We start from the raw sequence: 24,128 nt of genomic DNA on the forward strand, positions 1-24,128 counted from the left end.
CCGACGCGATGATTCGCCCTGCCCGTCACAGTTCCTGATTGTCATGCGGCAGGCTGGCGCGGTAGAATTTTGGAATGCGCTGGCTGCTGCCCCTTTTCCTAATCGGCGGTTCGTGGGCAGTGCATGCGGATGAGGTCATCCGGGTCACCTGGAAGACCACGCACGCAGCAGCACCGCCGCAGTTCAGTCGTCCGACGGCGGATTTCCTGCCGATGTTCCGGCTGGCGCTGACCACGCTGCCAGAGTCTGTGATCGTCGCCCTGGCTCTGTCACAACCCGCGATGCTTGGACTGACGCCTGCGCAGGCGGGCATGATGCGGCCTTTGGTGGCGGAGTGTTATGCGTTGATCGCCAAATCACCGGCCTACTCCGGTGTGGCTTCGGCGCTGCCGTATTGTTTTGCGGAAAAACGTCCGCAGGAAGGGCTGGCGCTGGTGCACATGCCCACGGGGGCGGATGCGCGGACTCCAATGCTGCTGTTTCTGCACGGTTATGGCGGCAGTTTCCTGTGGTATCAGCATTTGCTGGCCGAGCATTTTGGCAATCACATCATTGTCTGTCCCGCTCATGGCATCAACACCTCAACCATTACCAGCGAGTATGTGCAGGAGTGCGTGCAGGCCGTGGGCTTGCGTCTGGGACGACCCGTGCTGAAGCCGGTTTTGATGGGGCTGTCAGCAGGCGGGTTCGGTGCCTGTGATTTGTACACGAAGCACCCGGAACGCTTTGACCGCCTGATCTGCCTGGCTGCGTATCCTCCCGAGGACCTGCTGCTGAAATTTCCGCGGGAGGCGAGGGCTGGATTCATTGCAGGTGGAAACGAGTACTTCGTGAAGTCGGGAGATTTCGCCCGACGCATCGCGCAGGTGAGGCAGCTCGCACCTGTCACGCAGGCATTCACCGTTCCGGAGGCGGATCACTTTTTCCTGCTCAGCCATACGACGCTGACGATGGCCAAGCTGCGCGAGTGGATGCCCCGGCCCTGATTCACACCCGCAGCATATCCTTCACCACCTGCCAGTAGAGGAAGATGCAGCCGCGCCAGGAATAGCGGAATTCGCCGTTGCCGGTGGGCTCGATGACGCCTGCGGTGATGTTGTGGTCAATGAGCACGCTCATGTCGCGCTCGATGTAGGCGTGGAGATACTCAGTGTCCTGCAGCGCCAGGTCTTCGGAGCGGATGCCTTCGCGGTGGAGGAAGTCTTCATGGCGCTCCAGCAGGTCAGAGAACGAGCCCGCATGGGTGAAGCGGTTCAGGCGCTGCTTGGGGGAGTGCTTCATCGTGGCGGCGAAGGGGTAATTCGTCGTGGTGAAGGTGACTCCACTGGTGGTGCGTGAAGTGAGGCTGACGTAGGAAAAGCCAAACTCCCCCTGCTGCGCCAGCGCAATGGCGGCCTGCATGCGTTTTTCCGCGTGGTAGAAGAGCCGCATGAAGTAGTCCGTCTGGCTGAACTTCCAGCCGGTGTCACCGACTTCGGTGAATCCGGCATCATCCGCCTCGCTGCTGAGCTCGGAGAGCTCAGGGAAGACTTCGCGGGAAGGGGGGAAGCGGTGCTTGACCTCGCTTTTGATAGGGAAGCGCAGCCGCCGAACGCGGAAGACGATTTCCATCCACGGCAGCATGAACCAGGCACCGACAAAGATGGCGCCGCCGATGTGCGAGTAGGTCAGGTAGTAGCCGCTGAGATAGGAGGCGCCCAGCAAAGCCAGCCAGCCCAGCTTCTGGATGAAGCGGTTGTTGAAGGAGCGGCAGGCGATGGCAAAAACGATGACTGCCGCAACATACAGAATCTGCTGGAGTGAGGTTTCCATGGGGCCGCTGATTTTGAAGCGAAGGTGAAACTAAAGGATGAGGTGAGACAAAGCAACCCTGCATCCGTTCGTCTTAACCGCCTGAAAACGAAGAGGCCGGACGCACTCCCGATGCATCCGGCCTCCCACTCAACCTTAACCAAAAAATGAGCGCTTAGAAATTGACCTGGGCCTGCACGCCGAGGTAGTCGTAATTCACGTTGCTGTAAGGAGCCACGTTGGTGTTGGTGCGCATGCCGTGCATGAACATGGCCGTGAGTTCCAGTTCCGGGTAGGGGATGTAGCGGAAACCAAAGCCGACTTCGTTGACCTTGTCCTTCGGTGCGTTGACGGCAAATTTACGACCGCCGTTGTAGGTCTGCCAGCGGGCGAAGGGAATGATTTCGCGCTGGTTGGCAAACACGTGGCGGTAATTTGCCTGCACATAGCCGCCGCTCAGACTGGAGGAGGTGATGGTGCGCATGTCATTGGAAAGCTGCGGTCCTTTGCCCCAGTTCCATTCGGTTTCGATGCCGAAGGGCTGCGGGTACAAGATGGCGGAAATGCCGACGCGTGCATCGGTGAAACCACGGTTGCCTCCGTTGCCATTGGCAGGAGTGCCCACGCCGGGGATGGCTGCCGTGGTGGTGTTGAATTTCCCAGCATAGCCCTGGACGCTTAGCTCGAGGAATTGACCGTTGTCGAACTCGAAGGGATAGGTGGCACGGGCCGCCCAATGCGGCTGTCCGTTCGTGTCCGGCTTGTTGATGCCTTGGCCGGAAAAAGCACCAAAGGCGATCATGCCATAGTCACCCGAACCGCGCAGCCCCATCTTGACGAGGTTTTTGAAACGTTCGCGGATCTCATAAGGGGCATACATGTAGTAGACGCCAAAGTCACGCTCGCTTTCCACGGCCGTGCTGATGGCTTCAGGGCGCTCCAAGGCGAGCCGATTCTGGGATGACTGCAAGATGGAATGGCCATAGGGGACTTTGGACAGACCCATGCGGACGCGATGTTCACGGGCTGGGTCGAGGGAGACGTCGGCGTAGTAGTCGCGCGCCTGCACACCGCCATTGCCATTGACGCCGCCAAACAAGTCTGCCTGGAAATAGAGGTAGACATGGTTGGTCAGGTCACCACTGAAGGCCAGACGGCCGCGGCGGACACCGATGCTCGACTGGTCATTGGCAAACGAGTCATTCTGAACATGCAGCTGACCGCCATCTTCGTGCATCACGGAATCCGCACGCACTTGCAGGTAGCCCTTCATTTTCAGTCGCTCATACCATTTGTCAGCCAGCAGGGTGTCGAGCTCTGCTGCAGACATGGTGGAGGGGGAGGTGTTGTCGGTGATCTTGGAGATGTCCTCAATCTGCCCGCGGGTCGTGGAAATGACGTTTTCGAGATCGCCCACCTTGCTCTCGGTCTGGGAGAGGCGTTTTTCCAGCGTGGTGCCGCCCGCGCGATTCAAGGCATTCTCAAGATTACCCACTTTGCTTTCGGTCTGAGCCAGACGCTTTTCCAGAGCGGAGGTGTTTGTCGCTGGTCCGGCTGCAGGAACTGAAGCTGCTGGCGGCGGAGCGGCGGCCACTGTGGCTTTGTCCCTTTCCTTGTCCTCTTCACGGGAGGCGGCGACCAGCATGTCGTACTCCTCCTGGCTCAGGGTGCCCTTGGCCTTCATGATGGAGAAGAGCTTTTCCATGGCAGGGCCAGCAGCAACTGGCAAGGAGGGGGGCAGGGCGATGGCGACGGCTGCAAGAGCAGCCATGACACGGGAAATGCGGGAATGTTTGAGGCGCATGTGTGAGGTGAGTCAGGTGAGTTGAATGAGCTCCCCCAGGCGATGTGGTATCCCCTAGGAAAGGAATGTCACATGGCTGTAACCGGAATCCCCTGCGAGATCCTTAATGTGACGCTTTCGTCACGAAAGTGAGTTATTCACATGGCAATTGCCTCTTGAGAGGTGGCGGCGGGCTCAGTATTCTGTTTGTGACGCTTTCGTCACAGTGTGCATTTTGACCACCTGCCCCATTCCGCCAATATCCGCCTCGTCACCCGCGAACTGCCGGCGGACAAGCTTATCGCCTTACTCTATCCTACAACCCTCATGAAGATCGCCTTCCTCACCCTTGTCACCACCTTGACCGCAGCACTTTCGCTTCAGGCTCAGACCACCCTGCGCATTCGCGGCTCCGACACCCTCGGAGCCAAGCTCGTCCCGCAGCTGGCCGAATCCTTCAAGAAGCAGGGTGGCAAAGTCAGCTTTGACATCGCGGCGGAAGGTTCCTCCACCGCTTTCACGAATCTGGCCTCCGGCACGGCGGAAGTGGGCATGTCCAGCCGCAAGGTGAAGGCAGATGAGCGCACACTTTGCCGCAGCAAGGGAGTGACCCTCACGGAATACGAAGTCGCCTGGGACATGATCTCCGTCGTGGTGAACAAGAACAACCCCGTGTCCGATCTCTCCAAAAAGCAGCTGCTGCAGATTTTTGCCGGTGACATCAAGGACTGGAGCGAAGTCGGCGGCACCCCCGGCCCCATCTCGGTTTACACCCGCAACACATCCTCGGGCACGTACAAAGACTTCATCGGTCTGGCCATGAAAGGCCGTGAGTATGGCAAAAACAGCCAGAAGATGGCTGGGAATGAGCAGATTGCCGCTGAAGTGGGCTCCAATCCGAACGGGATCGGCTATGTCGGCTACGCTTATTCGGGTGCGAAGGGCATCAAGGTGGTCTCCATCGCAGGTGCCTTCCCCAGCCCAGCGGCGGTGAAGTCCTACCCGCTGTCCCGCCCGACTTATCTCTACACCAGCGGCGAACCCACCGGCACCACCAAGGCCTTCATCGACTTCTGCCTCAGCCCTGCGGGCGACGCGATTGTCAACAAGGCTGGCTTTGTCCCACTTAGCATTGCGAAATAACTGTTGATTGACCGATTCACCAGTCCGGCGGAAGAGACATGTCTCGACCGCCGGATTTGTTTTCAACTCCGGTGCATTCTTCCCTCATAGCCGCATGAACAGCCTCCCGACGCCCAGCAGACCGCCGCTGCGCAGCGTGCTGCTCAGGAGTCGCAAGCACACCATTCTTGGGGTGGATCCCCAGAAGCTGATCAAATATTTCTTCGGCAGCAATGCCAGCGTGGCCATCATCGTGCTGGTGCTGATCATGGTGTTCCTGCTGCGCGAGGGCATTGATTTTCTGCCGACCTACCAGCGTGAGTTGCAGACCTATCGCCGGGCGGGCCTGGAGTTTTGTGACATCATCGACCAGCCGTTGCAGCGGAATCAGGCGCTTTCCAGCAGTCTGCGCCAGGCAGTCAGTGCATCCTTGGAAACGCTGAGCAAGACAGCGCGTGACCGCCGTGATGCGGCCTTTTTGCTGAAGCGACAGGTTGAGGACAAGACTGCGCGACCGAGCGAATCGCTCACGCAGGCGCTGGAGAAGACGCCTCCCGCACCGGAGCAGATCGAGGTTTTTCGCCGTGAACTGGCTGAGGCGTCCGCTGCTGCTGCGAAAGCGCTGGAATATCCGGCCGTTTTCAGTGCCGCAGAACGCGAGCAAATGCAGCGCGAATTCTCTGCGCTGACACCGGAGGTCACTGACCTGCCGCCGCTAATGCAGACGCTGGTGGCGGATTTCAGTGCCAAAGACCGCGAGGCACGCACCAAGTTTGCTGCTCTTGTAACGGCGCAGGAAGAATTTGAGGAAGCTACGGAACCGCTCCAAGAAGTGGTGGACGAGCTCAAGGCGAAAGCTCTGGAGACGAAGGAAAAAGCCGTGGAGTTTGAGGTGCTGGAAACCAACCGCCTGCGTCTTCTCGAAGCCGCCGCCACAGAAACTGATCCAAAAGAAAAAGCCAGCCTGACCAAGGAGGCGGAGGAATCCGTCGCTGAAACGGTGAATCTGGAGGAGAGCATCAAGGAAATCACCGGACGCACGGCTGAACTGCGTGAGCAGGTGGAAAAATATGCCGTGGTCATTGAAAAGGCCGCTGCTGATCTGCCCAAAGACGCGGGCACCCGAGCCGCCCGCAGACTGGTCAGCGATGTGCGTGAAGGGATTCCGGTGCATGCCCGTGAAATGCGGGCTGCGGCTGGAAAGCTTGAAGGCTGGCACTGGGACAAACCGGTATCCATTTTCACCGTCATTGGCGCTTTCTTCTTCGGCACCCAATGGATCACGAACAGCTCCTGGCAGGACTTCTTTGGCTTTGTCCCGCTGCTGACGGGCTCGCTCGTCATTGCCGCCATCGCCATTTTGATCGCCACGCCCATCAGTGTGGTGGCCGCCATTTACACGAACCAGTTTGCCAGTGAACGGGAGAAGGAGCTGATCAAGCCGGTGATCGAATTCATTCAGGCCATTCCTTCGGTCGTGCTGGGATTCATTGGCATCTCGCTGGTGGGGAATTTGATCAAAGACGTGAGTGAATGGAGCTGGCTGCAATGGGTGCCGGGATTCCCGATTCAGGAGCGTCTCAACATGTTCAATGCGGGCTGTCTGCTCGCTTTCATGGCCGTGCCCACCATGTTCAGTCTCTCGGAAGATGCGCTGAACAACGTGCCGCGTGCCTACATTGATGCGTCTGACGCGCTCGGTGCCACCAAGCTGCAGACTGTCTTTCGTGTCATCGTGCCCGCAGGCATCTCCGGCATTCTCTCCGCCATTCTGCTGGGCCTTGGCCGCGTGGTCGGTGAAACGATGGTGGTGCTGCTCGTCGCGGGCAACCGCATCGCCATTCCTGATTTCAGCGCCGGACCTGGCGTCATTTTTCATCCGGCCCACACGCTGACCGGCATCATCGCGCAGGAACTTGGCGAGGTGTCACGCGGCAGCTCGCACTGGCAGGCGCTGTTCATGGTCGGCATCGTGCTGTTTGCCATCTCGCTGCTGGTCAACTGGTGCGCCCGCGCCGTGGCCCGCCGCTTTGAACCCCACAAGGCATGACTCCTGTCCCCACCAACGACAATCCTTTCGCCGGCGACAACTCCGGCATTCAGCAGCGCGAGACCGCTGCGCGCTGGGCCCTGCGCATCGGCAGCTACATCGTGGTCATCATCACGCTGGCGATCATGCTGCACATTTTCGTCAAAGGCGCGCCGGTGGTGTTTCAGTCAAAGTGGCCGTTTGTGAACACAAAGTTCCTCACCGAACTGCCGGCCACGCTGCACGTCATCGAAGACCAGCAGGGCAACCACATTGAAACCGATGTGAACGGAGCCGACGCGATCAAGAAGAAGCTGGGCGACAACTTCCGTGCGGAAAAAACCATCTCCTATTCAGGCGGCGGTATCCTGGGGCCGATCGTCGGTACGGCGCTGCTGGTGGTCGTCAGCGTCGGTGTGGCGCTTTTCCTTGGCGTCGCCTGTGCGATCTATCTCAGTGAGTATGCCAAACACGGCAAATTTCTCGAAATGGTGCGGCTGGCGATCTTGAATCTCGCGGGCGTGCCCTCGGTTGTGTTCGGTTTGTTTGGTCTTGGGGCGTTCGTTTTGACCGCACCGACGTTTGTCGATGTGCCGGCGGAGCGCTCGGTGTTCTCCATCCCGCTCGGCTTCACCACGCTGAGCTTTGAAGGCTGGGACACCTGCGTGCTGTCCGGCGGGTTCACGCTCGCCTTCGTCATCCTGCCCGTCATCATCACTGCCAGCGAGCAGTGCCTGCAGGCGGTGCCGCAGGGCTTTCGTGAAACAAGCATGGCCCTGGGTGCGACGCGCTGGCAGACCATCCGCTACAGCGTGCTGCCCTTTGCCACGCCCGGCATTCTGACTTCCAGCATCCTTGGCATTGCGCGTGCGGCAGGTGAAACGGCTCCGATCATGTTCACCGCTGCGCTGGCTTTCAAAGACAAGCTGCCCTGGCAGAAGGACCTGCCGCCGCTGCCGGCGGACGCGTCGATCTTTGCGCACTGGGAGCAGAGCGTGGCGCGCTTTTTCGGCATCTTCACCGAGTCTGTGCAGGCCCTGCCGTATCACATCTACACACTTGCCGCCAAGATCCCGCAGAACGAGTACGCGGAGCGTGCGCAGTATGGGTCTGTTTTCGTTTTCCTAGTTCTGGTCGCCTCGCTGGCCGCCAGCTCTGTGATGCTGCGCAAACGTCTGCGCGCCAAGTATCGCTGGTAATTGCTTCTCATTTCATGTCCGCCGATTCCACCGCCCAGTCCACACCGCCGCCTGTCGTCCAGGTGAGGGACATGGATTTTTGCTACGGCACCAGCAAGGCGCTGTTCGACATCAATTTGAAGGTCGAATACCACCGCGTCACTGCGCTGATCGGCCCCTCGGGCTGTGGCAAGAGCACGCTGCTGCGCTGCATCAACCGCATGAACGACCGCGTTCCCAGCGCCCGTGTGACGAAGGGTGAAGTGCTCGTCAAAGGCAAGAACATCCATGATGATGATGTGGATCTCACGCAGTTGCGCAAGCAGGTCGGCATGGTGTTCCAGAAGTCGAACCCCTTTCCCAAGAGCATCTACGAAAACGTGGCCTATGGGCTGCGCATCCATGGTGAGAAAAATAAAAGCGTGCTCGATGAAGCCGTTGAACGCTCGCTGAGCCATGCCGCGCTGTGGGAGGAGCTCAAGGACCGCCTGCATGCGAACGCCCTCGCCCTTTCCGGCGGCCAGCAACAGCGGTTATGCATTGCCCGTGCCATCGCCACGGTGCCCGATGTGCTGCTGATGGACGAGCCCTGCTCGGCGCTGGACCCCATCTCCACGCTTAAAATCGAAGAGCTCATGCACCAGCTCGCCAAAGAATTCACGGTGGTCATCGTCACCCACAACATGCAGCAGGCCGTGCGCGTCTCGGACTACACGGCCTTCCTGCACCTCGGCAAACTGGTTGAGTTTGCCCCCACGGAGGAGCTCTTCACCAATCCGCGCGAAAAGCTCACCGAGTCTTATTTGCGCGGCACTTTCAGTTAAAAATGGCCGCCGAAACACCAGCTCCCACTGCCGCAGAGCCGCTCATTCAGGTGGAAAAGTTCAACTATGCCTATGGTGACAACCAGGTGCTCTTTGACGTCGATCTGAACATGCGCAGCGAGGATGTGACGGCTCTCATCGGCCCGTCCGGCTGCGGCAAGAGCACCCTGCTGCGTTCCATCAACCGCATCAACGATCTTGTGGACTCCGCCCACGTTGTCAGTGGCAAGATCAAAATCGACGGCATCGATCTCTATGCGCCTGATGTCGATGTGATCAACCTGCGCCGCAATGTGGGCATGGTCTTCCAGAAGTACAATCCCTTCCCGCGTTCCATTTTTGAAAACGCCGTGTACGGCCTGCGTGTGGCCGGCATCAAAGACCGCCACGACCTTGAAGAAGCCGCCGAACGCAGCCTGCGCTCGGCCGCCCTGTGGGATGAGGTGAAGGACCGTCTCCACGAAGTGGCCACCGGACTTTCCGGCGGCCAGCAGCAACGTTTGTGCATTGCCCGCGCCATTGCCCTGCAGCCACGCATTCTGCTCATGGATGAGCCCTGTGCCGCCTTGGACCCCATCGCCACCGCGCGCATTGAGGAGCTGATTCACCAGCTGCGCGACCAGTACACGTTCGTCATCGTCACGCACAACATGGAGCAGGCCAAGCGCATCGCCGACCGCACCGCGTTCTTTTACAAAGGCCGGCTGATCGAGGAGGACGAGACGATGAACATCTTCCATCACCCCAAGGATTCGCAGACCGAGGCCTACATCACGGGACGGCTGACTTGAGGCCGCAGGCTCGGCGGCATGCCCGCATACCCCGAAGTTGAAAATATTGTTTCTTGCAGCACTGTGGTGGCGCATGAACCTTCGCCCCTTTGCCCTGTTGCTTCTCATTGCCAGCGTTGCCCGCGCCGGCGTGGAGGTGGACATTGAAAAATTCGGCGAGAGTCTCGGCGGGTGGACGAAGGAGAAAAAGAAAGCTGCTGAGTACAAATTCTCGGAGGTCGATTTCCGCACCTACAAACCGGAGGTCACCACCGCACCCGATGGGGGCGTCTTTATCTCCGTACGGGTGGATCACCTCCGTGGCATGTTTTCTTCCGATGACCATGCCAGCATCGAGATGAGCTTTGCGCCAGACGGTACCCTTCTCTCCTCCCAGGCGGCCATCTCCATTCAGGCACGCCGCATCAGCAGCGACATGTTTCGCAGCGGTGGCAGTTCCGCTGCCAAGGCTGCAGGTGAACTCGCTGGCGGCACTGTGGAAAAAGCCGCCAAGCTTAGCAGCAACGTCTTTGCCAGCCTCGCCGGCAAGCTCCTCCGGGAAAACGTCACCGAGCCAGGCCGCATCGCCTACCCGGCCGCGCTGCGTCACAATTATAATCTCCTGTACCAGTGCGTGAAATTCGTCAAGGACCCGCCCAAGGCCCTCGTCGTGGAAGGAGATCCTCTTCGCCCCAAACCTCCTGAGCCCAAAGGCGCCCCTGAGGGCATGTTCAACGTGAACACCTTTGGCGAGCCCCCCAAGGAAGGGGACAAAAAAGAAGAGAAGAAGGAAGAGGCCAAGAAGGAAGCCGAGGCCGCCAAACCATGAGCCGGAGGCAGCTGCTCATTGATGTTGGTAATGGTCGCACCAAGTTTGGTTTAGCCACGAGTGAGGCGATTCTCGAACGCCGGGAGCATGCCACGCGTGAGCTTTCGCCCGATGCCGTGCGTGCGGTCACGCAGGGCTGGCAGTTTGAAAGCGCGGTCATTTGCAGTGTGGTGCCCAAGGCGGTCCCTGCGTTCCGTGAAGTGTTGGGCGACCAGCTCATCGAACTGCGGTATGACACTCCCATGGGCATAGGCATTCGCTACCCGAAGCCGGAGAGCATTGGCCCTGACCGTCTGGCAAACGCGGTCGCACTGGCGCACATGCATGGTGCGCCGGGTATCGTGATCGACTTCGGCACGGCGGTGACGTTCGACATCCTCTCCGCCGACAAGTTTTACATCGGGGGGGTGATCGCACCAGGGCTGCGGTTGATGACCGATTACTTGCACGAACGCACCGCCCTGCTGCCCCGGGTTGATCTTCTTGAGCCCACCACGGCCATCGGCCAGTCCACCGAGGGAGCCATCCTTGCGGGGGCTGCCATCGGGTATCGAGGGATGGTGAAAGGCATCCTGGAGGCGCTGAAAAAAGAGCTCGGGGGGCAGAAGGTCAGCATCGTCGCCACGGGTGGGGATGCGGAATGGATCATTTCCGGCATGGGCGAAGACATCATCACGGACCCTGATTTGACCTTGCACGGACTGCGTTTGGTGGGCAATCTCCGCGCCCCGCTTTGAGGCGGGACGCGTTATGGCTGAAACTGACAAAACCTCCATCGGCATCGACTTTGGCGGCACCTCCGTGAAACTCGGTGTGTGCCGTGGCGATGAACTGCTCGTCACCGACGAGCCCATCCCCACCACGCAGTTCCACGGGCCTGCCGCGCTCATTGGGGAGATGGCCTCACGCGTCGCGAAGCTGCAAAAGTCGTATCCCGCCATCTGCGCCATCGGTGTCGGTGTTCCTGGCCTCGTGGATTTCGATCACGGATTTGTGCATGAGCTGACGAATGTCCCCGGCTGGAAGCATGTGCCGCTCAAGACCATCCTCAGCGAAAAGACCGGGCTGCCCGTGCTGGTGGAAAATGATGCGAATGCGATGACCTATGCCGAGTTCCGTCATGGGGCGGCACGCGGCCTGAAAAACGTCATCGGCCTCACGATGGGCACCGGCATCGGCGGTGGTCTGGTGCTTGATGGCAAGATGTTCCGAGGCAGCGGCTTCGTGGCGGGAGAGATCGGCCAGATGAGCATTGATTACAACGGCAAGGCCGGCCACTACGGCAATCTGGGCGCGCTGGAAAAGTACACCGGAAACCAGCAGATCGCCGAGCATGCCGTGCTGCGCTACTCCGAAGCGGGCATCGAGAAAGACATCGCCGACTGCACGCCCAAAAAGATCGCTGATGCGGCGCAGGCCGGGGATGACATCGCCCGCCAGATCTGGGGTGAGGTGGCCGACTGGCTCGGTACTGCGATTTCCAGCATCGCCTGGCTGCTCAACCCTGATGCCTTCGTGATCGGTGGCGGTGTGGCGCAAGCCGGAGACCTGATTTTCACGCCACTTAAGAACAAGGTGCAGAGCATGCTCAGCACCGTGGTCTGGGAGCGCCTGCAGATTGTGCCCGCTCGCTTCAGCAATGAGGCCGGCATCATTGGCAATGCCGCGTTGGCGGCTGACGCGGTGTGATCATCGCTGCAGGAAGAAGCTGCTAAGCATAAAAAAGGTCCAGTTCCTGATGAACTGGACCTTTTTTTGTAAATTTGCAGGCTACTTCTTTTTCCCTTTGGGCTGCGGCTTGGGCTCCCAGTCCTCCACCTTGATGATAGCTTCCAAATCTTTCTTGGCGTCGATGTCTTCCGGCAGGATTTTGAACTTGGTGAGGTAGCGCAGCGCCTTGGTCACCTGCAGAATCTCGTTCTTCTTGGATTCGATCTTGCCCGGGGGCACCTCTTTCATCGCGCTGGCGAAATCGCGCACGGTGGCCATGGCAAATTCACGGGCTTCGGCATTGTCCGCGTAGCAGAGAGACTCAAAGTAGTGCAGCATCTTCTCGATGCCTTCGAGCTTGGCGGCCGATTCACGGATGTTTTTGGCAATCTCAGCGCGCTTGGCCGTGGTGGCGGCTTCGCTCATGTGGCTGGTCTCACCACCCTCGATGGCGCGCTTGGGCAGGGGGCGGTACCAGATGTTGCGATAGCGGACGGGGTTGCCGTGGTCCTGCAGCTTGAGCGGGCCCTTGTCTGGGAAAGGGCGGGGGGAGGAACGCTTCATGTGGCCGCCACCGCCTTCGAGAGGCGTGTGGTCCTGGGTGAGCACGCCGTTCACGAAAACGGTGATGTAGCCGGGATCGAGTTCCTTGCCGTCTTTGAAGATGGGGCGGCGGAAGACGATGTCGTAGGTCTGCCATTCACCCGGAGTACGCAGCGGATTCGCCATCGGCGGGTTGATGCCGTAGATGGATGACGCCATGCCATCGGGGTAGCTGGGGTTGTTGTAATTATCCAGCACCTGCACTTCGACCTGGCCCATGAGGAAGACGCCGCTGTTGCCACGGCCCTGGCTGTTGCCCTCGACCTTGGAAGGAGCACTCCATTCAATGTGGAGCTGGCAGTCGGAAAATTCCTCCTTGGTGCGCACGTAACCGCTGCCCGGCACGCATTGCAGCACACCGTCTTTGACTTCCCACTTGGTGGGCTCAGCAGGCGTTTTGTCCGCCTGCCATTTTTCAATCTCCTCCGGCTTCCCGCCGAAAAGGATGACGGCATCCGAAGGCGGTGTGCCCGGCTTTTCCTGGGTGCTGAACGTGCCCGGCTCCACGCGCACGGGCTGCGGACGGTTCATGTCATGGATTGCCCATGGATGCGTCGCATCCGGCGGATCGCCGTAGAACGCGCCATCAGCGAGCGCAGCGGTGGTGAGCAGAGACAGTGCGAGAGTGTGAAGCGTGGGTCGGTTCATGGTGGTGAAGAGGTAGATAGGAAGGCGCTTGGAGCAATGAGGATTCATACACTCACCGCGGCCAAATCTCGCGCTCGCTTGGAATGGCAAAAAATATGCCATTCCGCCGATGCGGCAGAATGGCATATCGTATTTTTAAGGGGATCAGCCGTTGGGCAGAAGACGCTCCCAGAGGATGTCGTTCATGAGGACGTTCGTGATGAACTCGCGACTGCTGTCAACGGCGGCCACCGGGGTCGGAGCCACGGCAGGCACGACGATGTCGAGGATGAGGCCCTTGGCAGTGCGCTGGGATGTGATGCGGCCACCGAGATGGTAGGCGAGGAAGAACGCGCCCATGAGGGTGAGGCCTGGTCCATCCGTGGTGACGTCATCGTGAGTGAAGAAGGGATCAAACACGGAGCGCAGCACATCGCTGGCGAGTCCAGGACCGGTGTCGGTGAGGGTGAGATGCAGTGCTCCGGTATCGGCGGCCTCGGCCGCGGTTTTGGCAGAGAGGGTGACCTGTGTGCCGGAGGAAAGCAGCGATAGCTCTGTCTGAAGCAGCAGGTGCAGCATTTTTTCAAACGCAGGTCGGCTGGCCTGAAGGGCTGGGAGTGCTCCTGCAGCTTCAAATTTCAGCTCGATACCCTTTGCCGTGAAGGCGGCACGCTGCTGGTCAATCAATGCTTGAATGACATTGGCCGCATCCATCTTGTGCTCGGCACCGGAGGCGGACTGCAGTTCACCGAGGAGATCGGCGATGCGGGCGGCTTGGCGCACCACATGCGCGTGGAAGTCACGCCAGAAGGTGGCCTGACGCAGGCGGTCGAGGTCAAAATTCTGCTGGCCGAGTCTTCCGGGAGTGATGTCCAGGAAGGCATGCACGGCACGCAGAGGCTGGTTCAGCTTCTGGTTCAGCCCGGCGGCAACGACCCCCAGCCCCATGACGCGGTCGGTGATGAGCAGGTTCTGCAGCACAGAGAGTTTTTCCTGCAGCAGACCGTCGCGCTCCTGCTGGAGGATGTAAAACTCCATGGCCCGGTGCAGGGTGTTGCGCACATCGTCCATCTGGATGGGCTTGGAGATGTAGCGGAAAATGCTGCCGAGGTTGACCGCATCCACCGTGACATCGTAGTCGGCGTAAGCCGTGACCATCATGCGCACGAGGCGGGGGCGGAGCTGGCGTGCACGCTCAAGCAGCTGCACCCCTTTTTCCCCCGGCATGCGCTGGTCGGACAGCAGCACGCCGATGTCCTCACCATGCTGCTCGATGAGTTTGAGCCCCTCGGCCGCACTGATGGCTGTGAGGATGCGGAATTCGTCTCCGAATGTCTTTTCGAAGTACTTCAACGCCTTCTCTTCATCATCGACATAGAGAACGGCATAGCGTTTGAGGTCGTATTGGTTTTGCATATGGGGAAGTCCTTCTAGGTGTCGGCGTGGTTGTTGTTGGGGCTGTCGGTAGAGGGTAGCTCGAGAATGAACTCGGTAAACTGGCCGGGCTGGCTGCGTACTTCAATGCGTCCGCCATGGTCGGCAATGATGCGGTTGCAAATGGAAAGTCCAAGCCCCATGCCCTGGCCCACGTCTTTGGTGGTGAAGAAGGGGTCGAAGATCTTGTCCCGGATCTCCTGCGGAATGCCGGGTCCGTTGTCCTTGATGGAGAGAATGGTTCTGTTTCCGCGGGCGAACGCGGAAAGCTTGATGCAGGCCGACTCTCCCTCCGGGTATTCCTTGGTCGCCATGGCATCCAGGGCGTTCTGGATGAAATTGATGAGCACCTGCACGAACTGGTTGCTGTCGCCCCGGATTTCAAGCTCCTCGGGAATGTCCACTTCACGCTGGATGCCGTCTTTCCAGACGTGAGCAAAGAAGCGCATGCAGGTGTTCACCACGTTCTTCAAGTCAAAGGCGTGATTGAGCTGGTTGGTGGTGCGGGTGAAGCCGCGCAGGTCGGAGATGATCTGGATGACGCGGTTCACCCCTTCCTCCACATCTTTGACGGTGTCGGCAAAGTCGGCGCGTTCATCCTCGGGCAGGGATTTGGTGGAACGACTGATGATGCCCAGGCCCTGACGTGCGTAGTTGAGCGGATTGTTGATTTCGTGGATCAAGCCGGCACTGAGGCGTCCGAGGGAGGCGAGCTTCTCATTCTGCACGAGCATGGATTCGGTCTCCTTGATCTGCTCCAGCGCATTTTCGAGCTGTTGCTTTTGCACCACGAGCTCCTTCTGGAACAGGCGCGAATCGACGAGATTTTTCAAGCGCACCATGATCTCCGTGAGTGAGAATGGTTTGGCCAGAAAGTCGCTGGCCCCGGCGTCGAGGCATGCGAGCTTGGTTTTCTCATCCGCACGTGCGGTGAGCAGCACCACGGGGATGGAGCGTGTGATGCTGCGCTCACGCAGCTCACGGCAGACCTGCAGGCCGTCTTTTTCCGGCATCATCATGTCTGAGAGAATGATGTCCGGGAGGAACTGCGCCGCCTTTTCCACGGCCTGCTGCCCGTCCACGGCTTCCAGAATTTCGAAGGTGCCGCTGAGCTGGCTCTTGAGGAAGCGCAGCATGTCGGGCTCGTCGTCGGCGATCAGCAGCTTGGGCTTGCGGCTGCGGCCGACGCCGGTTTCCACCGGACGCAGGGTGGCTTGCAGCGAAGTCATGGCCGGGAAGAGTTCGGCGCGGCGATAGAGTTCGGCGATCCAGTCCTTGTTCTTGGGGCTGTCGGCGTCTCCTTCCTCGATCGTTTCATCCGACTCATCATCTTCAGTGGCGGTCGGCTCACCTTGGAGGAGAGGGATGTTCACCGTCATGGTCGTACCTTTGCCGACTTCACTGGTGGCCACGACATTGCCGCCCTGCGCTTCCGCGAGCTCTTTGACGAGGGCGAGGCCGATGCCCATGCCCTGGAATTTGCGCTGGGATGAAGTGTCCGCCTGCCAGAAGCGATTGAAGATATGCGGCAGCTGATCCGCTGGAATGCCCATGCCGGAGTCACGCACTTCAATGGCCAGCCAGCCGTCTGTCTTGAGGGCGCTGAAGTTGACGTGACCATTGGCGGCAGTGAATTTCAGAGCATTAAAGAGCAGGTTGAGGCAGATGCGTTCCAGCTTCTCCGGATCGGCGAGCACGGTGCCGAGATCTTCATCCACATGGGAATGCAGATGGATGCGCTTGTCTTTCGCGACGCTGCCGACGGCGTTGGCGAGACCGCTGATAAAATCGTTCACATTCACGCGCTTGGTGTTGACCTGAGCGCGGCCGGATTCGAGGCGCACCAGATCCAGCAAGTCATTGATGAGCTTGAGCAGGCGCATGGAGTTGCCGTGCATGGTGGCCATCAGGTCTCGTTCTTCCTGAGGACGGGTGGATTCAGCGCTCTGGATCAGGCTTTCCAGCGGAGCGATAAGCAGGGTAAGCGGCGTGCGAAGTTCATGGCTGATGTTGGCGAAGAAGCGGCTTTTGGCCTCGTCGAGCTCACGCAGTTTCTGGTTGCTGGCCTCAAGCTCGGCGCGGTTGAGGTCCAGATCGTGACGCAGCTTGAACTCGGAGAAGCGGATGGTGTTGTAAAACCAGGTGCCGGCGGTGGTGAAGACTCCGGTGACGAAAAGGAAATAAAGATTGTTGAAGAAGATGCTGCGATTGACGATCGGACCATGGAAATAGCACGCCAGCAGGTAGGACGTCACCGTGAGGACCACCACCAGGATGCTGTCCTGCAGCGTCCAGCGCATGAGAATAGCGGCTCCCAGCATCACCAGGTTCAGCCCGGCATAGTAGGGTGATTCAGCCCCCCCTTTGGCGTAGATCATCCATGCAATCCCGACAATGAGAGGCATGGCCATGAGCAGGCCGAGCAGTCGGTGCATGCGCTTGCCCCAGGCGGTGGTCAAAGCCAGCCAGACGAGGATGCTGACCACGGCGGAAAGAACACGAGCGGGAAAGAAGCGCTTTACGCCTTCCTCCTGAAACACCACCCAGTCCAATGAACTTCCGGCCAGCATGAACACGACGGCAAGGATGCCGCAGAGCTGATAGTTACGGACTCGGATGTCCTGCTCGTAGGCCTGGAAGTTTCCTTTCAGGCCACCAGCTAAAACTGGAGAAGCATCAGGCATCGAGAGGTTTGCGTACTTCGAGGAAGATATTCACGCCCGTGGCGTCTGGTTTCACCACAAAAGACCCCGGGGGCGCACGATCAGGCGCCAGCTTGAGAAACTGTTCTTCGTCACGGTACACGAGATGCCATTCGGCCAGATACTCCATCCAGTTCCGCCAGGGATTGCTGGGGTGCACATTGGTGGCGATCAGCAATCCGCCGGGTGCGAGCAGATCATAGAAGATTTCCAGCAGACGCCGGCAGATGCGGTCGGAGAGGTAGTCGAACAAACCGGCGCAATAGACCATGTCATAGGTGCCTGACTGGGCCGCCGCACGTCCGGACTCTTTCAAAACTTGGTGCACGGATTTTTTCTCGAAGCGCAGGCCGGTGCGGCGACGGTGTCGGTTGCGCAGATCTTCCAGAGACCGCGTCGTGTGCATGATGGTCTCATCATTGAAGTCCAGCAGCAGCAGGTCTGCCGAGTCGGAGATGGGCTCATGGGTGAGGAAGTTTTGAATCTCCTGGGCCGGGCCGCAACCCAGGTTGTAGATGCGTGCCACGCGGTTCTGGGCGGCTGCACGTGCTGTTTCGGCCTTGAGCTGCTCCACCAGGTAAACGATGCGGTTGCGGTGTGCGATCACCGGCGGGATGTCCAGATAGAGCTTGTTGAGCAGCTTTGCAAAGATCGAGCTGCCTTCATAAGGATCACGCAGCATCATGCTGACCATCTCATAGTCACCGGCATAGCCCAGAGGCTTGTGATACGTCCGGTAAACAAACGGTGCGCACAGCACCAGCGGGTGAAGCTGGCGCTTGATGTAGCTGCGATGCACCGGCTGCTGCTCCAGCGGAATGATGGCGGCGGATTCCTCAAACCGCTTCATCAGCGGATACACTGTGGGAACGATGGGCTCCTCCATCTGCAGGAGGACTTCACGCTCCGCCTGAATGCGATCTCCCGTGGGCAGTGAGCGCACGCCGAGCTCCACCTGCTCCATCCAGCGGCGCAGGTCGGAAAGCATGGTGTGCATGTCCGCCACCACGATTTTGAAATCGGGCATGACGCGATAGCTTTTTTCCGTCTCCCGCAGGAACTCGGCAAACTCGGTCAGCAGGCGGCCCTTGTTCTGCGAGGGGGAGAGGATGTCGATGTCAATCCAGCCTTCATCTGACAGCGAAGCCTCGCAGATGAGCATGATGCCGGTGTTCACCAAGTTGGCAATGGTGGCCCTCCCGGTGTAGACCACGCGGTCGTTCATCATGATCCGGAAGTCATTCAGGACTTCAGAGAGCTGAACAATGCTGTAGGGATTGTAAACTTCAAACACACCCAGATAGCGTGTGAGCCGGTGAAGCGTGCCGCGCACTTCAGCCCCCTGGCTGTTGCGGCAGATGATGAAACTGAGCCGCTCCCCTGAGGAAGCGAGATTGGGAAGTGCGTTGTCGTTGTTCTCCATGTTACGAATCCTCTGCTAAAGCGGTTTGCTCGCTGATGACAACACAAGCCTTTTGGAAAAAGTTCGCCGCGTGTTCTGGCATGGCCCAGCGAGGGTGCCGGAGACGTACGAGGAGAATAAACATGGTGTCATTATATTTGAAATTAAAACCTCTGCGTGAAGCTCACCGCCAGCACCTGCCACTGATGCTTGTAGGTGCCGTCATACTGGTTGGGCGGATTGGAAGCGGCCCCGCTGATGACACGGGCGGGATAGTAAACGCAGGAGTAGGTCAGATCCACGCCCCGAGTTTTGCCCCGCCAGCCCACGCCCAGGCTGAAGACATGCCTGTCGTTGCCAGGGATCAGCGGTGTGTAGCTGTTCTGCGGCTGGGAATTTTCTGAATAGAGATAACCGCCGCGCAGCGCCCAGTGTTCATTCAGCTGATAGGACATCCCTGTGCCAAAATCGAGCGAGTTTCTCCACCCAAAGACGGTGCTGGTCGACCCGCCGAGCAAAGCCTGGTTGTTGCCGATCAAGAGGGGGAGGTCATCATGGGAGGAATTCTGCGCCCATTTGAAGTCAAAACCCACGGTGAAGCGGTCTGTCACGTCAAATCCATAGCCGACGGAGATGGAGGCAGGAAAGGTCATGTCGGATTTGAAGCTGCTTGATTCGCTGAAGGTGCCAATCAGCGCCGGCGGGATGTTGCTGGCTTTGAAGTCACCACTGAGATTGACCTTCACCGGCAGCCGCCCAATCACTGCAATGCGATGTCTTTTGGCAATGGTCCAGTTGATGCCTGCATAGGCGCCCAGGCCCCACCCCTGGCCGTGAATCTTGATGTCTCCTTCCGCCGAACCTGGTATAATGTTGTTCCAGGAGTAGAACTGCTTCATCGTCAGATCGGCATACAAGATGTCGAGCCCGATGGCAAAGCCGAGATCATCTGTGATCTTCACCGCGAGAGCCGGGGTGATGTCCACCGTCAGCAGATTGGCCTCGTAGGGCAACGCATAGCGCAGGCCGCCGCCCATGCCTCTGGGGTAGTAGGCGGCAAGGCCATATGGGGTGCTAACACCGAGGCCAAAGGACAGCCTGCCGGGCAGCAACGGCTGCACAAAGTACATGCTCGCGGGAAACACCCATGGCCGGTTGATCCGTACGTTCTGGCCACCGTTCTGCTCAAAGCGAATGTCTGAATGCCACATGGCTGTGTTGATCAGCAGCTCGCTTTTCTCCATCTTCAGAATGTTGGCCGGAGCGACACGCACAGCGGAGGCGTCGCTCAGATTGGCATATCTGCCACCCACGATGCTCAACGCCTGGGCGGAGTCAGGTATCACGGAGAATGTTTCGGATGCCTGCACCGCCGCTGAGGTCAAACCCAGGGCAAGAATGAAAGAAACGACGCGGTTATTCATGGTTGGGTTGGGCTGAGCTAAGCCAGTCCGTTGGACTGGCAGTATCTGAGAATTTCGACGGTCCCTTTCAGCCCGGTCTTGCGACACAGGTTGTGCTTGTGCACTGCGACGGTTCGCGGGCTGAGAGACAGATCCAGCGCCACCTGCTTGAGGCTTTTGCCGCGGGCCAGCTGCATAAGGACTTCCAGTTCACGATTGGAAAGCTTCTCATGCACCTGCCCTGAGGATCCTTTGCGGATGGAGCGGTCTGCAAACTTTTGCGCCAGTTCTCTGGAAATGTAACTGCGTCCTTCCAAAGTGCAGCGAATCGCATCAAACAACTCATGCGGAGGGGCGTCCTTGGTCACGTAGGACCGCGCCCCGAGCTGCATGGTGCGCGAGACAAACGTTTCCTCCTGATGCATGGAAACAGCGATGATTCTGGGAGGGGTGGGCAGGGTGCGCAGCTCCGTAGTCAGTTCCATTCCAGACCGGTCCCCGAGCTCGATATCGACAAGGGCGATTTCATAATTGTGGAGGCGGGCTTCAACCATCGCCTCCGCACAAGTGCCGGTGGAGACGACGGTCGCCTGGGGAAACTCCCCCTTCAGCATGCTCGTGAAAGCTTCACGAACCAGCGCATGATCATCGACAACCAGAATGCGGAAAGGCGGGGGAGATTGCATGAGAGTGTTCAATGCGGTGAAGAGGTTTATGCTGCGGACGGCTGCGGTGATGGCAGCGCCATGAGGCAGACCCGCGAACTGCCTCCTGGTCCGGCGCCCATGACTTGCATGCGGGAACCCAGCAGAGCACACCGGGCTTCGATGACGGCCAGTTCTGATTCGGCCATGGTCTCCTTCCAGATGCTGTCGCCACCATCGTGATCAATGGTGATTTCCAGTTTCTCGGCAGAAGCCCGGCAGGTCACCTCCACCCAAGAGGTGTTGGCAAAACGCACGCAATGTTTTAACAGCGCCTGCATGATTCGAAACAGATTGAGCCGGCTGGCGAGATCGAAAGACGGCTCATCACCGCTGATGTGGAGAACCAAAGAGCCGGCAAAATTTTCGCCAACATTGCGCACCAGCTGCTGCAGAGCGACATGCAGCCCGAAGGCCTTCAAAACTGGAGGAAACTGCTTTTCTGTCATGTCCCGCACCAGTTGCAACGTCTGCCGCAGAGTAGAATCCAGGCTGCTGAGCAATTTGCCGACGCTCGCCGCGTCTCCACCGTTCGCCAGTTCGTGTCGCATCATTTCACCCAGCGAGGCGCAGGCCACCAGACCTCCAGCCATGTCTTTGTGCAACAAATGTGCGAGATCGACGCGCTGAGCATCTTCTTCCTTTAACAGACTGCTCAGCGCCTGTAGCAGCATTGCGGCTGAGTTATTTTCCATTTCGAGGGCGATGGGATGCATGTGAAGGGCTAAATAATTTAAATCATTATGTCGCTGCATTTAGGAGAACCACATTCCGTGGGGCTTGGCACCTAAATGTTGATTCAATATTTAGGTTTTGCCTAAATCGGCATTGTGCCGTCTTTTTTGAAAGAATTCTTGTGGATCTGGAATTTAGTTAAAATAAACCTAATTTTATTAAATTTATAAAAATCCAAGGCTAATATTCCGCACATGTATCTAAATACCATTCAGCACAACCTCAGTGCCTGCAGCCGGATTCTGATTGTGACCGAAGAGCGGTCCTTGCTGGAAGATCTGCATGTTTCCCATGCACTACAGAACATGAGCCATAGTGGCAGTTCCTCTGCTTCACTGGGCACAGAGCATGGCAGCAATAAAGCTAGATCTGCTGCCTCCGCTCCTGAGGTGGTCTGCACTGCGAATGAGAAAGAGGCGTTAGCGTTGGTGGAATCAGCGGCTCAAAGTCACAAACCGTTCTCCCTGGTTATTATGGATGGACGTCTTTTTTATGGGAAAGACTATCGATATATCATCAATCGCTTATGGCAGTCGCAGCGCGACTTGCATGTGGTGCTGCATGCTGTTTCCCAGTTGGAATCATTCGAACAAATCCCGATCGACTTAGGGTCCAATCCACATCTGCTAGTCTTCAAATTTAGGCTGGTCCCCTTCGAGATCACCCAGCTCATTCGCACACTCTCCGTCAGGCACAGTGCAGAGAATCAAACCTCACACCGCAATCTGAGCCTGAATGCCCAGCTACTGGAGGTGGCCTCACGTTTTGAAGACGTCAGCAACCGGCTCCGGCTAGAGCAGGATCACCGCAGGCAGTTGGAGGACCAGTTGTGCCGGAACCAGCGGCTGGAAACCGTGGGGCGTTTCGCAGATGCGATGGCACACTTTTTTAACAATTACCTGACTGTGATCCAGGGCCATCTGGAAGCTGCGCAGCTCAATCAGGATGGCACCGGCTCAAGCACGCTGCCGACCTCCACGCTGAAAGAACTCATCCTTGCCACGCAGCGTGCTGCGGGCGTCACCTCACAGTTTGTGTCCTTCAACAGGCGCGAATACATGCAGCCGGCTCCGCTGCATCTCGGGCAGATCATTGATGGACAGGCCTCCATGCTGCAGAAAGCCATGGGTGAGCAGATTGCCATCCAAATCAGCCACAGCCCCGATCTGCCGAGTGTCATGGCAGATCAGGCCGCCATGGAGCAGATCATTTTCAATCTCATCATCCATGCACGTGATTCCATGCCGATGGGAGGCAGACTAATGATTCAAACCAGGCCGCTGTTCATCCCAGACGCTGCAACCGCCTGCCAGATGCATGCAGAGGCAAAACCAGGAGAATATGTGGTCATGACGATTTCTGACACAGGCAAGGGCATGAGTCCTGCCGAGCTGGCAAGGCTGTTTGACTCGTCCAAACTCTCATCAGATCAAGAAGGCGGAGCGGACATCGCGTTGATCCTAGTACAGGGATTGGTGCGCATGCAAGGCGGCTGGGTCGACGGCCGGAGTGTCTTGGAAGTCGGCACGGAGTTTTCCATTTGCCTTCCTGTCGCCAACGGAACGGTGCCAACACCTCCTGCGCCAGAGAAGAAACTCCTGAGCAGCACCACCGGGGACGAAGCGTCCACCATTTTGATCGTTGATGATGAAGACTCCGTGCGGCAGGTGATGGAATATGTGCTCACCAGCCAAGGGCACAAGGTGCTCACTGCTGCAGATGCCAATGAAGCCTGGGCCATCTGGCGTGAGAAGTCGGCCGTCATCAAACTCGCGCTTATCGACGTCAAGCTGCCCGGTGGCGTCAGCGGTTTCGATTTGGAGAAAGCTCTGGCAGCGGAAGATCCCACACTCCCGGTCATTTTCACCTGCGGCTACTCTCCGACCACGCTGAGCAACGCGAAAGAGCTGAAGGCAGGCGAAAATTTTCTGCCAAAACCCTTCGGAATGGTGGAGCTGCTCAACATCGTGGGCCAGGCCCTCCTGCAACCGGCAAGGTTGTAAGAACGCGGGGAATCATGGATGCGCGCATGCGGGCGACCCGAGACGGCACCGAGATCCAAACGACGAAAGCTTCAGTCTTTGCCACGTGGGGTCTCTTTTTGGCCATGCTCAGGAGGCCTGTCACTGCGCAAAAAACTGGTAGTGAGATCAATAAAGGTCTCCGGGACCTGCGAATAAGGAAGCTGGCAACTCCTCCAGCATGCATAGTGGGAATGGAATTTTCCTCAAATTCTCTGCGCTGAATTATTTGGCGCTCACAGAATCTTGACCGCACCCGTCAATGACCGAAGGAAGAGCATGGTTCTCTCCATATATTATTGTCTTTCTGTTGCTTGCAGAGGCAAATCCATTCCAAGGCCGCACACCTCTTGGCCGTTGTGTTCCCATCATGTGTCTCTTTGCGCGTAGACATCTCTGGCGTAAGAAATGCCCACGTATTGAATCGTGTCCTCTGGAGGTGGCAGCTTTGCAAGCTCTGC

At 58.3% G+C, this 24,128-nt stretch carries 19 protein-coding genes; 10 read left to right on the forward strand and 9 right to left on the reverse strand.

What is annotated here, in order from left to right:
- The first annotated feature begins 74 nt into the window (after positions 1 to 74).
- Complete coding sequence (locus AC24GY_RS06140; protein WP_487681196.1) at positions 75 to 986, forward strand: alpha/beta hydrolase; 912 nt, start codon at positions 75 to 77, stop codon at positions 984 to 986.
- Position 987: 1 nt separating this feature from the next.
- On the opposite strand, the gene AC24GY_RS06145 is transcribed toward AC24GY_RS06140, so the two are convergent.
- Together AC24GY_RS06145 and AC24GY_RS06150 are read right to left on the reverse strand one after the other, a co-directional pair.
- On the reverse strand, positions 988 to 1,812 hold the full coding sequence (locus AC24GY_RS06145; RefSeq protein WP_487681198.1) for a hypothetical protein: 825 nt from the start codon (positions 1,810 to 1,812) through the stop codon (positions 988 to 990).
- 154 nt (positions 1,813 to 1,966) lie between these two features.
- Positions 1,967 to 3,595 carry a porin gene (locus AC24GY_RS06150; protein WP_487681200.1) on the reverse strand — a complete coding sequence of 543 codons (1,629 nt, stop codon included), beginning with the start codon at positions 3,593 to 3,595 and terminating at the stop codon, positions 1,967 to 1,969.
- 207 nt (positions 3,596 to 3,802) lie between these two features.
- On the opposite strand from AC24GY_RS06150, the gene AC24GY_RS06155 reads away from it, so the two are divergent.
- From AC24GY_RS06155 to AC24GY_RS06190, 8 genes are all read left to right on the forward strand, one after another.
- Positions 3,803 to 4,717: a PstS family phosphate ABC transporter substrate-binding protein gene (locus AC24GY_RS06155; RefSeq protein WP_487681202.1), complete on the forward strand. Its 915-nt coding sequence runs from the start codon at positions 3,803 to 3,805 to the stop codon at positions 4,715 to 4,717.
- A gap of 94 nt (positions 4,718 to 4,811) precedes the next feature.
- Complete coding sequence (pstC, locus tag AC24GY_RS06160; protein WP_487681204.1) at positions 4,812 to 6,746, forward strand: phosphate ABC transporter permease subunit PstC; 1,935 nt, start codon at positions 4,812 to 4,814, stop codon at positions 6,744 to 6,746.
- Positions 6,743 to 7,924 (forward strand): phosphate ABC transporter permease PstA, encoded by a 1,182-nt coding sequence (pstA, locus tag AC24GY_RS06165; protein ID WP_487681206.1) that lies wholly within the window; start codon positions 6,743 to 6,745, stop codon positions 7,922 to 7,924. Before pstC ends, pstA begins: the two co-directional genes overlap by 4 nt.
- Before the next feature lie 14 nt (positions 7,925 to 7,938).
- Positions 7,939 to 8,727 carry a phosphate ABC transporter ATP-binding protein PstB gene (gene pstB, locus AC24GY_RS06170; protein ID WP_487681208.1) on the forward strand — a complete coding sequence of 263 codons (789 nt, stop codon included), beginning with the start codon at positions 7,939 to 7,941 and terminating at the stop codon, positions 8,725 to 8,727.
- 2 nt (positions 8,728 to 8,729) lie between these two features.
- The gene (pstB, locus tag AC24GY_RS06175; protein ID WP_487681210.1) at positions 8,730 to 9,518 is read left to right on the forward strand and encodes a phosphate ABC transporter ATP-binding protein PstB; all 789 of its coding nucleotides are present in this window, start codon (positions 8,730 to 8,732) and stop codon (positions 9,516 to 9,518) included.
- Positions 9,519 to 9,591: 73 nt separating this feature from the next.
- Entirely contained in the window at positions 9,592 to 10,326 is a 735-nt protein-coding gene (locus AC24GY_RS06180) for a hypothetical protein (protein ID WP_487681212.1), read from the forward strand.
- Positions 10,323 to 11,063, forward strand: coding sequence for a type III pantothenate kinase (locus AC24GY_RS06185; RefSeq protein ID WP_487681214.1), 741 nt, complete (start codon positions 10,323 to 10,325; stop codon positions 11,061 to 11,063). Before AC24GY_RS06180 ends, AC24GY_RS06185 begins: the two co-directional genes overlap by 4 nt.
- A gap of 13 nt (positions 11,064 to 11,076) precedes the next feature.
- On the forward strand, positions 11,077 to 12,015 hold the full coding sequence (locus tag AC24GY_RS06190) for an ROK family protein (protein WP_487681216.1): 939 nt from the start codon (positions 11,077 to 11,079) through the stop codon (positions 12,013 to 12,015).
- A gap of 81 nt (positions 12,016 to 12,096) precedes the next feature.
- On the opposite strand, the gene AC24GY_RS06195 is transcribed toward AC24GY_RS06190, so the two are convergent.
- The 7 genes from AC24GY_RS06195 to AC24GY_RS06225 form a co-directional block, all read right to left on the reverse strand.
- Positions 12,097 to 13,287: a 3-keto-disaccharide hydrolase gene (locus AC24GY_RS06195; protein ID WP_487681218.1), complete on the reverse strand. Its 1,191-nt coding sequence runs from the start codon at positions 13,285 to 13,287 to the stop codon at positions 12,097 to 12,099.
- Positions 13,288 to 13,431: 144 nt separating this feature from the next.
- Complete coding sequence (locus AC24GY_RS06200; RefSeq protein WP_487681220.1) at positions 13,432 to 14,682, reverse strand: response regulator; 1,251 nt, start codon at positions 14,680 to 14,682, stop codon at positions 13,432 to 13,434.
- Positions 14,683 to 14,696: 14 nt separating this feature from the next.
- Positions 14,697 to 17,384 carry an ATP-binding protein gene (locus AC24GY_RS06205; RefSeq protein WP_422321640.1) on the reverse strand — a complete coding sequence of 896 codons (2,688 nt, stop codon included), beginning with the start codon at positions 17,382 to 17,384 and terminating at the stop codon, positions 14,697 to 14,699.
- A complete protein-coding gene (locus tag AC24GY_RS06210) occupies positions 17,377 to 18,825 on the reverse strand; it encodes a class I SAM-dependent methyltransferase (RefSeq protein WP_422321641.1) in 1,449 nt (482 codons plus the stop codon). Before AC24GY_RS06210 ends, AC24GY_RS06205 begins: the two co-directional genes overlap by 8 nt.
- A 143-nt stretch (positions 18,826 to 18,968) precedes the next feature.
- Positions 18,969 to 20,228, reverse strand: a complete 1,260-nt coding sequence (locus tag AC24GY_RS06215; protein WP_487681223.1) for an OmpP1/FadL family transporter — start codon at positions 20,226 to 20,228, stop codon at positions 18,969 to 18,971.
- Between the two features lie 17 nt (positions 20,229 to 20,245).
- Entirely contained in the window at positions 20,246 to 20,893 is a 648-nt protein-coding gene (locus AC24GY_RS06220) for a response regulator (protein ID WP_422321643.1), read from the reverse strand.
- A gap of 26 nt (positions 20,894 to 20,919) precedes the next feature.
- Complete coding sequence (locus AC24GY_RS06225) at positions 20,920 to 21,627, reverse strand: hypothetical protein (protein ID WP_422321644.1); 708 nt, start codon at positions 21,625 to 21,627, stop codon at positions 20,920 to 20,922.
- Positions 21,628 to 22,119: 492 nt separating this feature from the next.
- On the opposite strand from AC24GY_RS06225, the gene AC24GY_RS06230 reads away from it, so the two are divergent.
- Positions 22,120 to 23,649, forward strand: coding sequence for a response regulator (locus AC24GY_RS06230; protein ID WP_422321645.1), 1,530 nt, complete (start codon positions 22,120 to 22,122; stop codon positions 23,647 to 23,649).
- Positions 23,650 to 24,128 lie beyond the last annotated feature (479 nt).

Source organism: Prosthecobacter sp. Pr1 (assembly GCF_057652315.1).

Coding starts and splice junctions, on each gene's coding strand:
- AC24GY_RS06140 (WP_487681196.1), top strand. CDS start 75: ATGCGCTGGCTGCTGCCCCTTTTCCTAATCGGCGGTTCGTGGGCAGTG.
- AC24GY_RS06145 (WP_487681198.1), bottom strand. CDS start 1,812: ATGGAAACCTCACTCCAGCAGATTCTGTATGTTGCGGCAGTCATCGTT.
- AC24GY_RS06150 (WP_487681200.1), bottom strand. CDS start 3,595: ATGCGCCTCAAACATTCCCGCATTTCCCGTGTCATGGCTGCTCTTGCA.
- pstC (WP_487681204.1), top strand. CDS start 4,812: ATGAACAGCCTCCCGACGCCCAGCAGACCGCCGCTGCGCAGCGTGCTG.
- pstA (WP_487681206.1), top strand. CDS start 6,743: ATGACTCCTGTCCCCACCAACGACAATCCTTTCGCCGGCGACAACTCC.
- pstB (WP_487681208.1), top strand. CDS start 7,939: ATGTCCGCCGATTCCACCGCCCAGTCCACACCGCCGCCTGTCGTCCAG.
- pstB (WP_487681210.1), top strand. CDS start 8,730: ATGGCCGCCGAAACACCAGCTCCCACTGCCGCAGAGCCGCTCATTCAG.
- AC24GY_RS06180 (WP_487681212.1), top strand. CDS start 9,592: ATGAACCTTCGCCCCTTTGCCCTGTTGCTTCTCATTGCCAGCGTTGCC.
- AC24GY_RS06185 (WP_487681214.1), top strand. CDS start 10,323: ATGAGCCGGAGGCAGCTGCTCATTGATGTTGGTAATGGTCGCACCAAG.
- AC24GY_RS06190 (WP_487681216.1), top strand. CDS start 11,077: ATGGCTGAAACTGACAAAACCTCCATCGGCATCGACTTTGGCGGCACC.
- AC24GY_RS06195 (WP_487681218.1), bottom strand. CDS start 13,287: ATGAACCGACCCACGCTTCACACTCTCGCACTGTCTCTGCTCACCACC.
- AC24GY_RS06200 (WP_487681220.1), bottom strand. CDS start 14,682: ATGCAAAACCAATACGACCTCAAACGCTATGCCGTTCTCTATGTCGAT.
- AC24GY_RS06205 (WP_422321640.1), bottom strand. CDS start 17,384: ATGCCTGATGCTTCTCCAGTTTTAGCTGGTGGCCTGAAAGGAAACTTC.
- AC24GY_RS06210 (WP_422321641.1), bottom strand. CDS start 18,825: ATGGAGAACAACGACAACGCACTTCCCAATCTCGCTTCCTCAGGGGAG.
- AC24GY_RS06215 (WP_487681223.1), bottom strand. CDS start 20,228: ATGAATAACCGCGTCGTTTCTTTCATTCTTGCCCTGGGTTTGACCTCA.
- AC24GY_RS06220 (WP_422321643.1), bottom strand. CDS start 20,893: ATGCAATCTCCCCCGCCTTTCCGCATTCTGGTTGTCGATGATCATGCG.
- AC24GY_RS06225 (WP_422321644.1), bottom strand. CDS start 21,627: ATGCATCCCATCGCCCTCGAAATGGAAAATAACTCAGCCGCAATGCTG.
- AC24GY_RS06230 (WP_422321645.1), top strand. CDS start 22,120: ATGGATGGACGTCTTTTTTATGGGAAAGACTATCGATATATCATCAAT.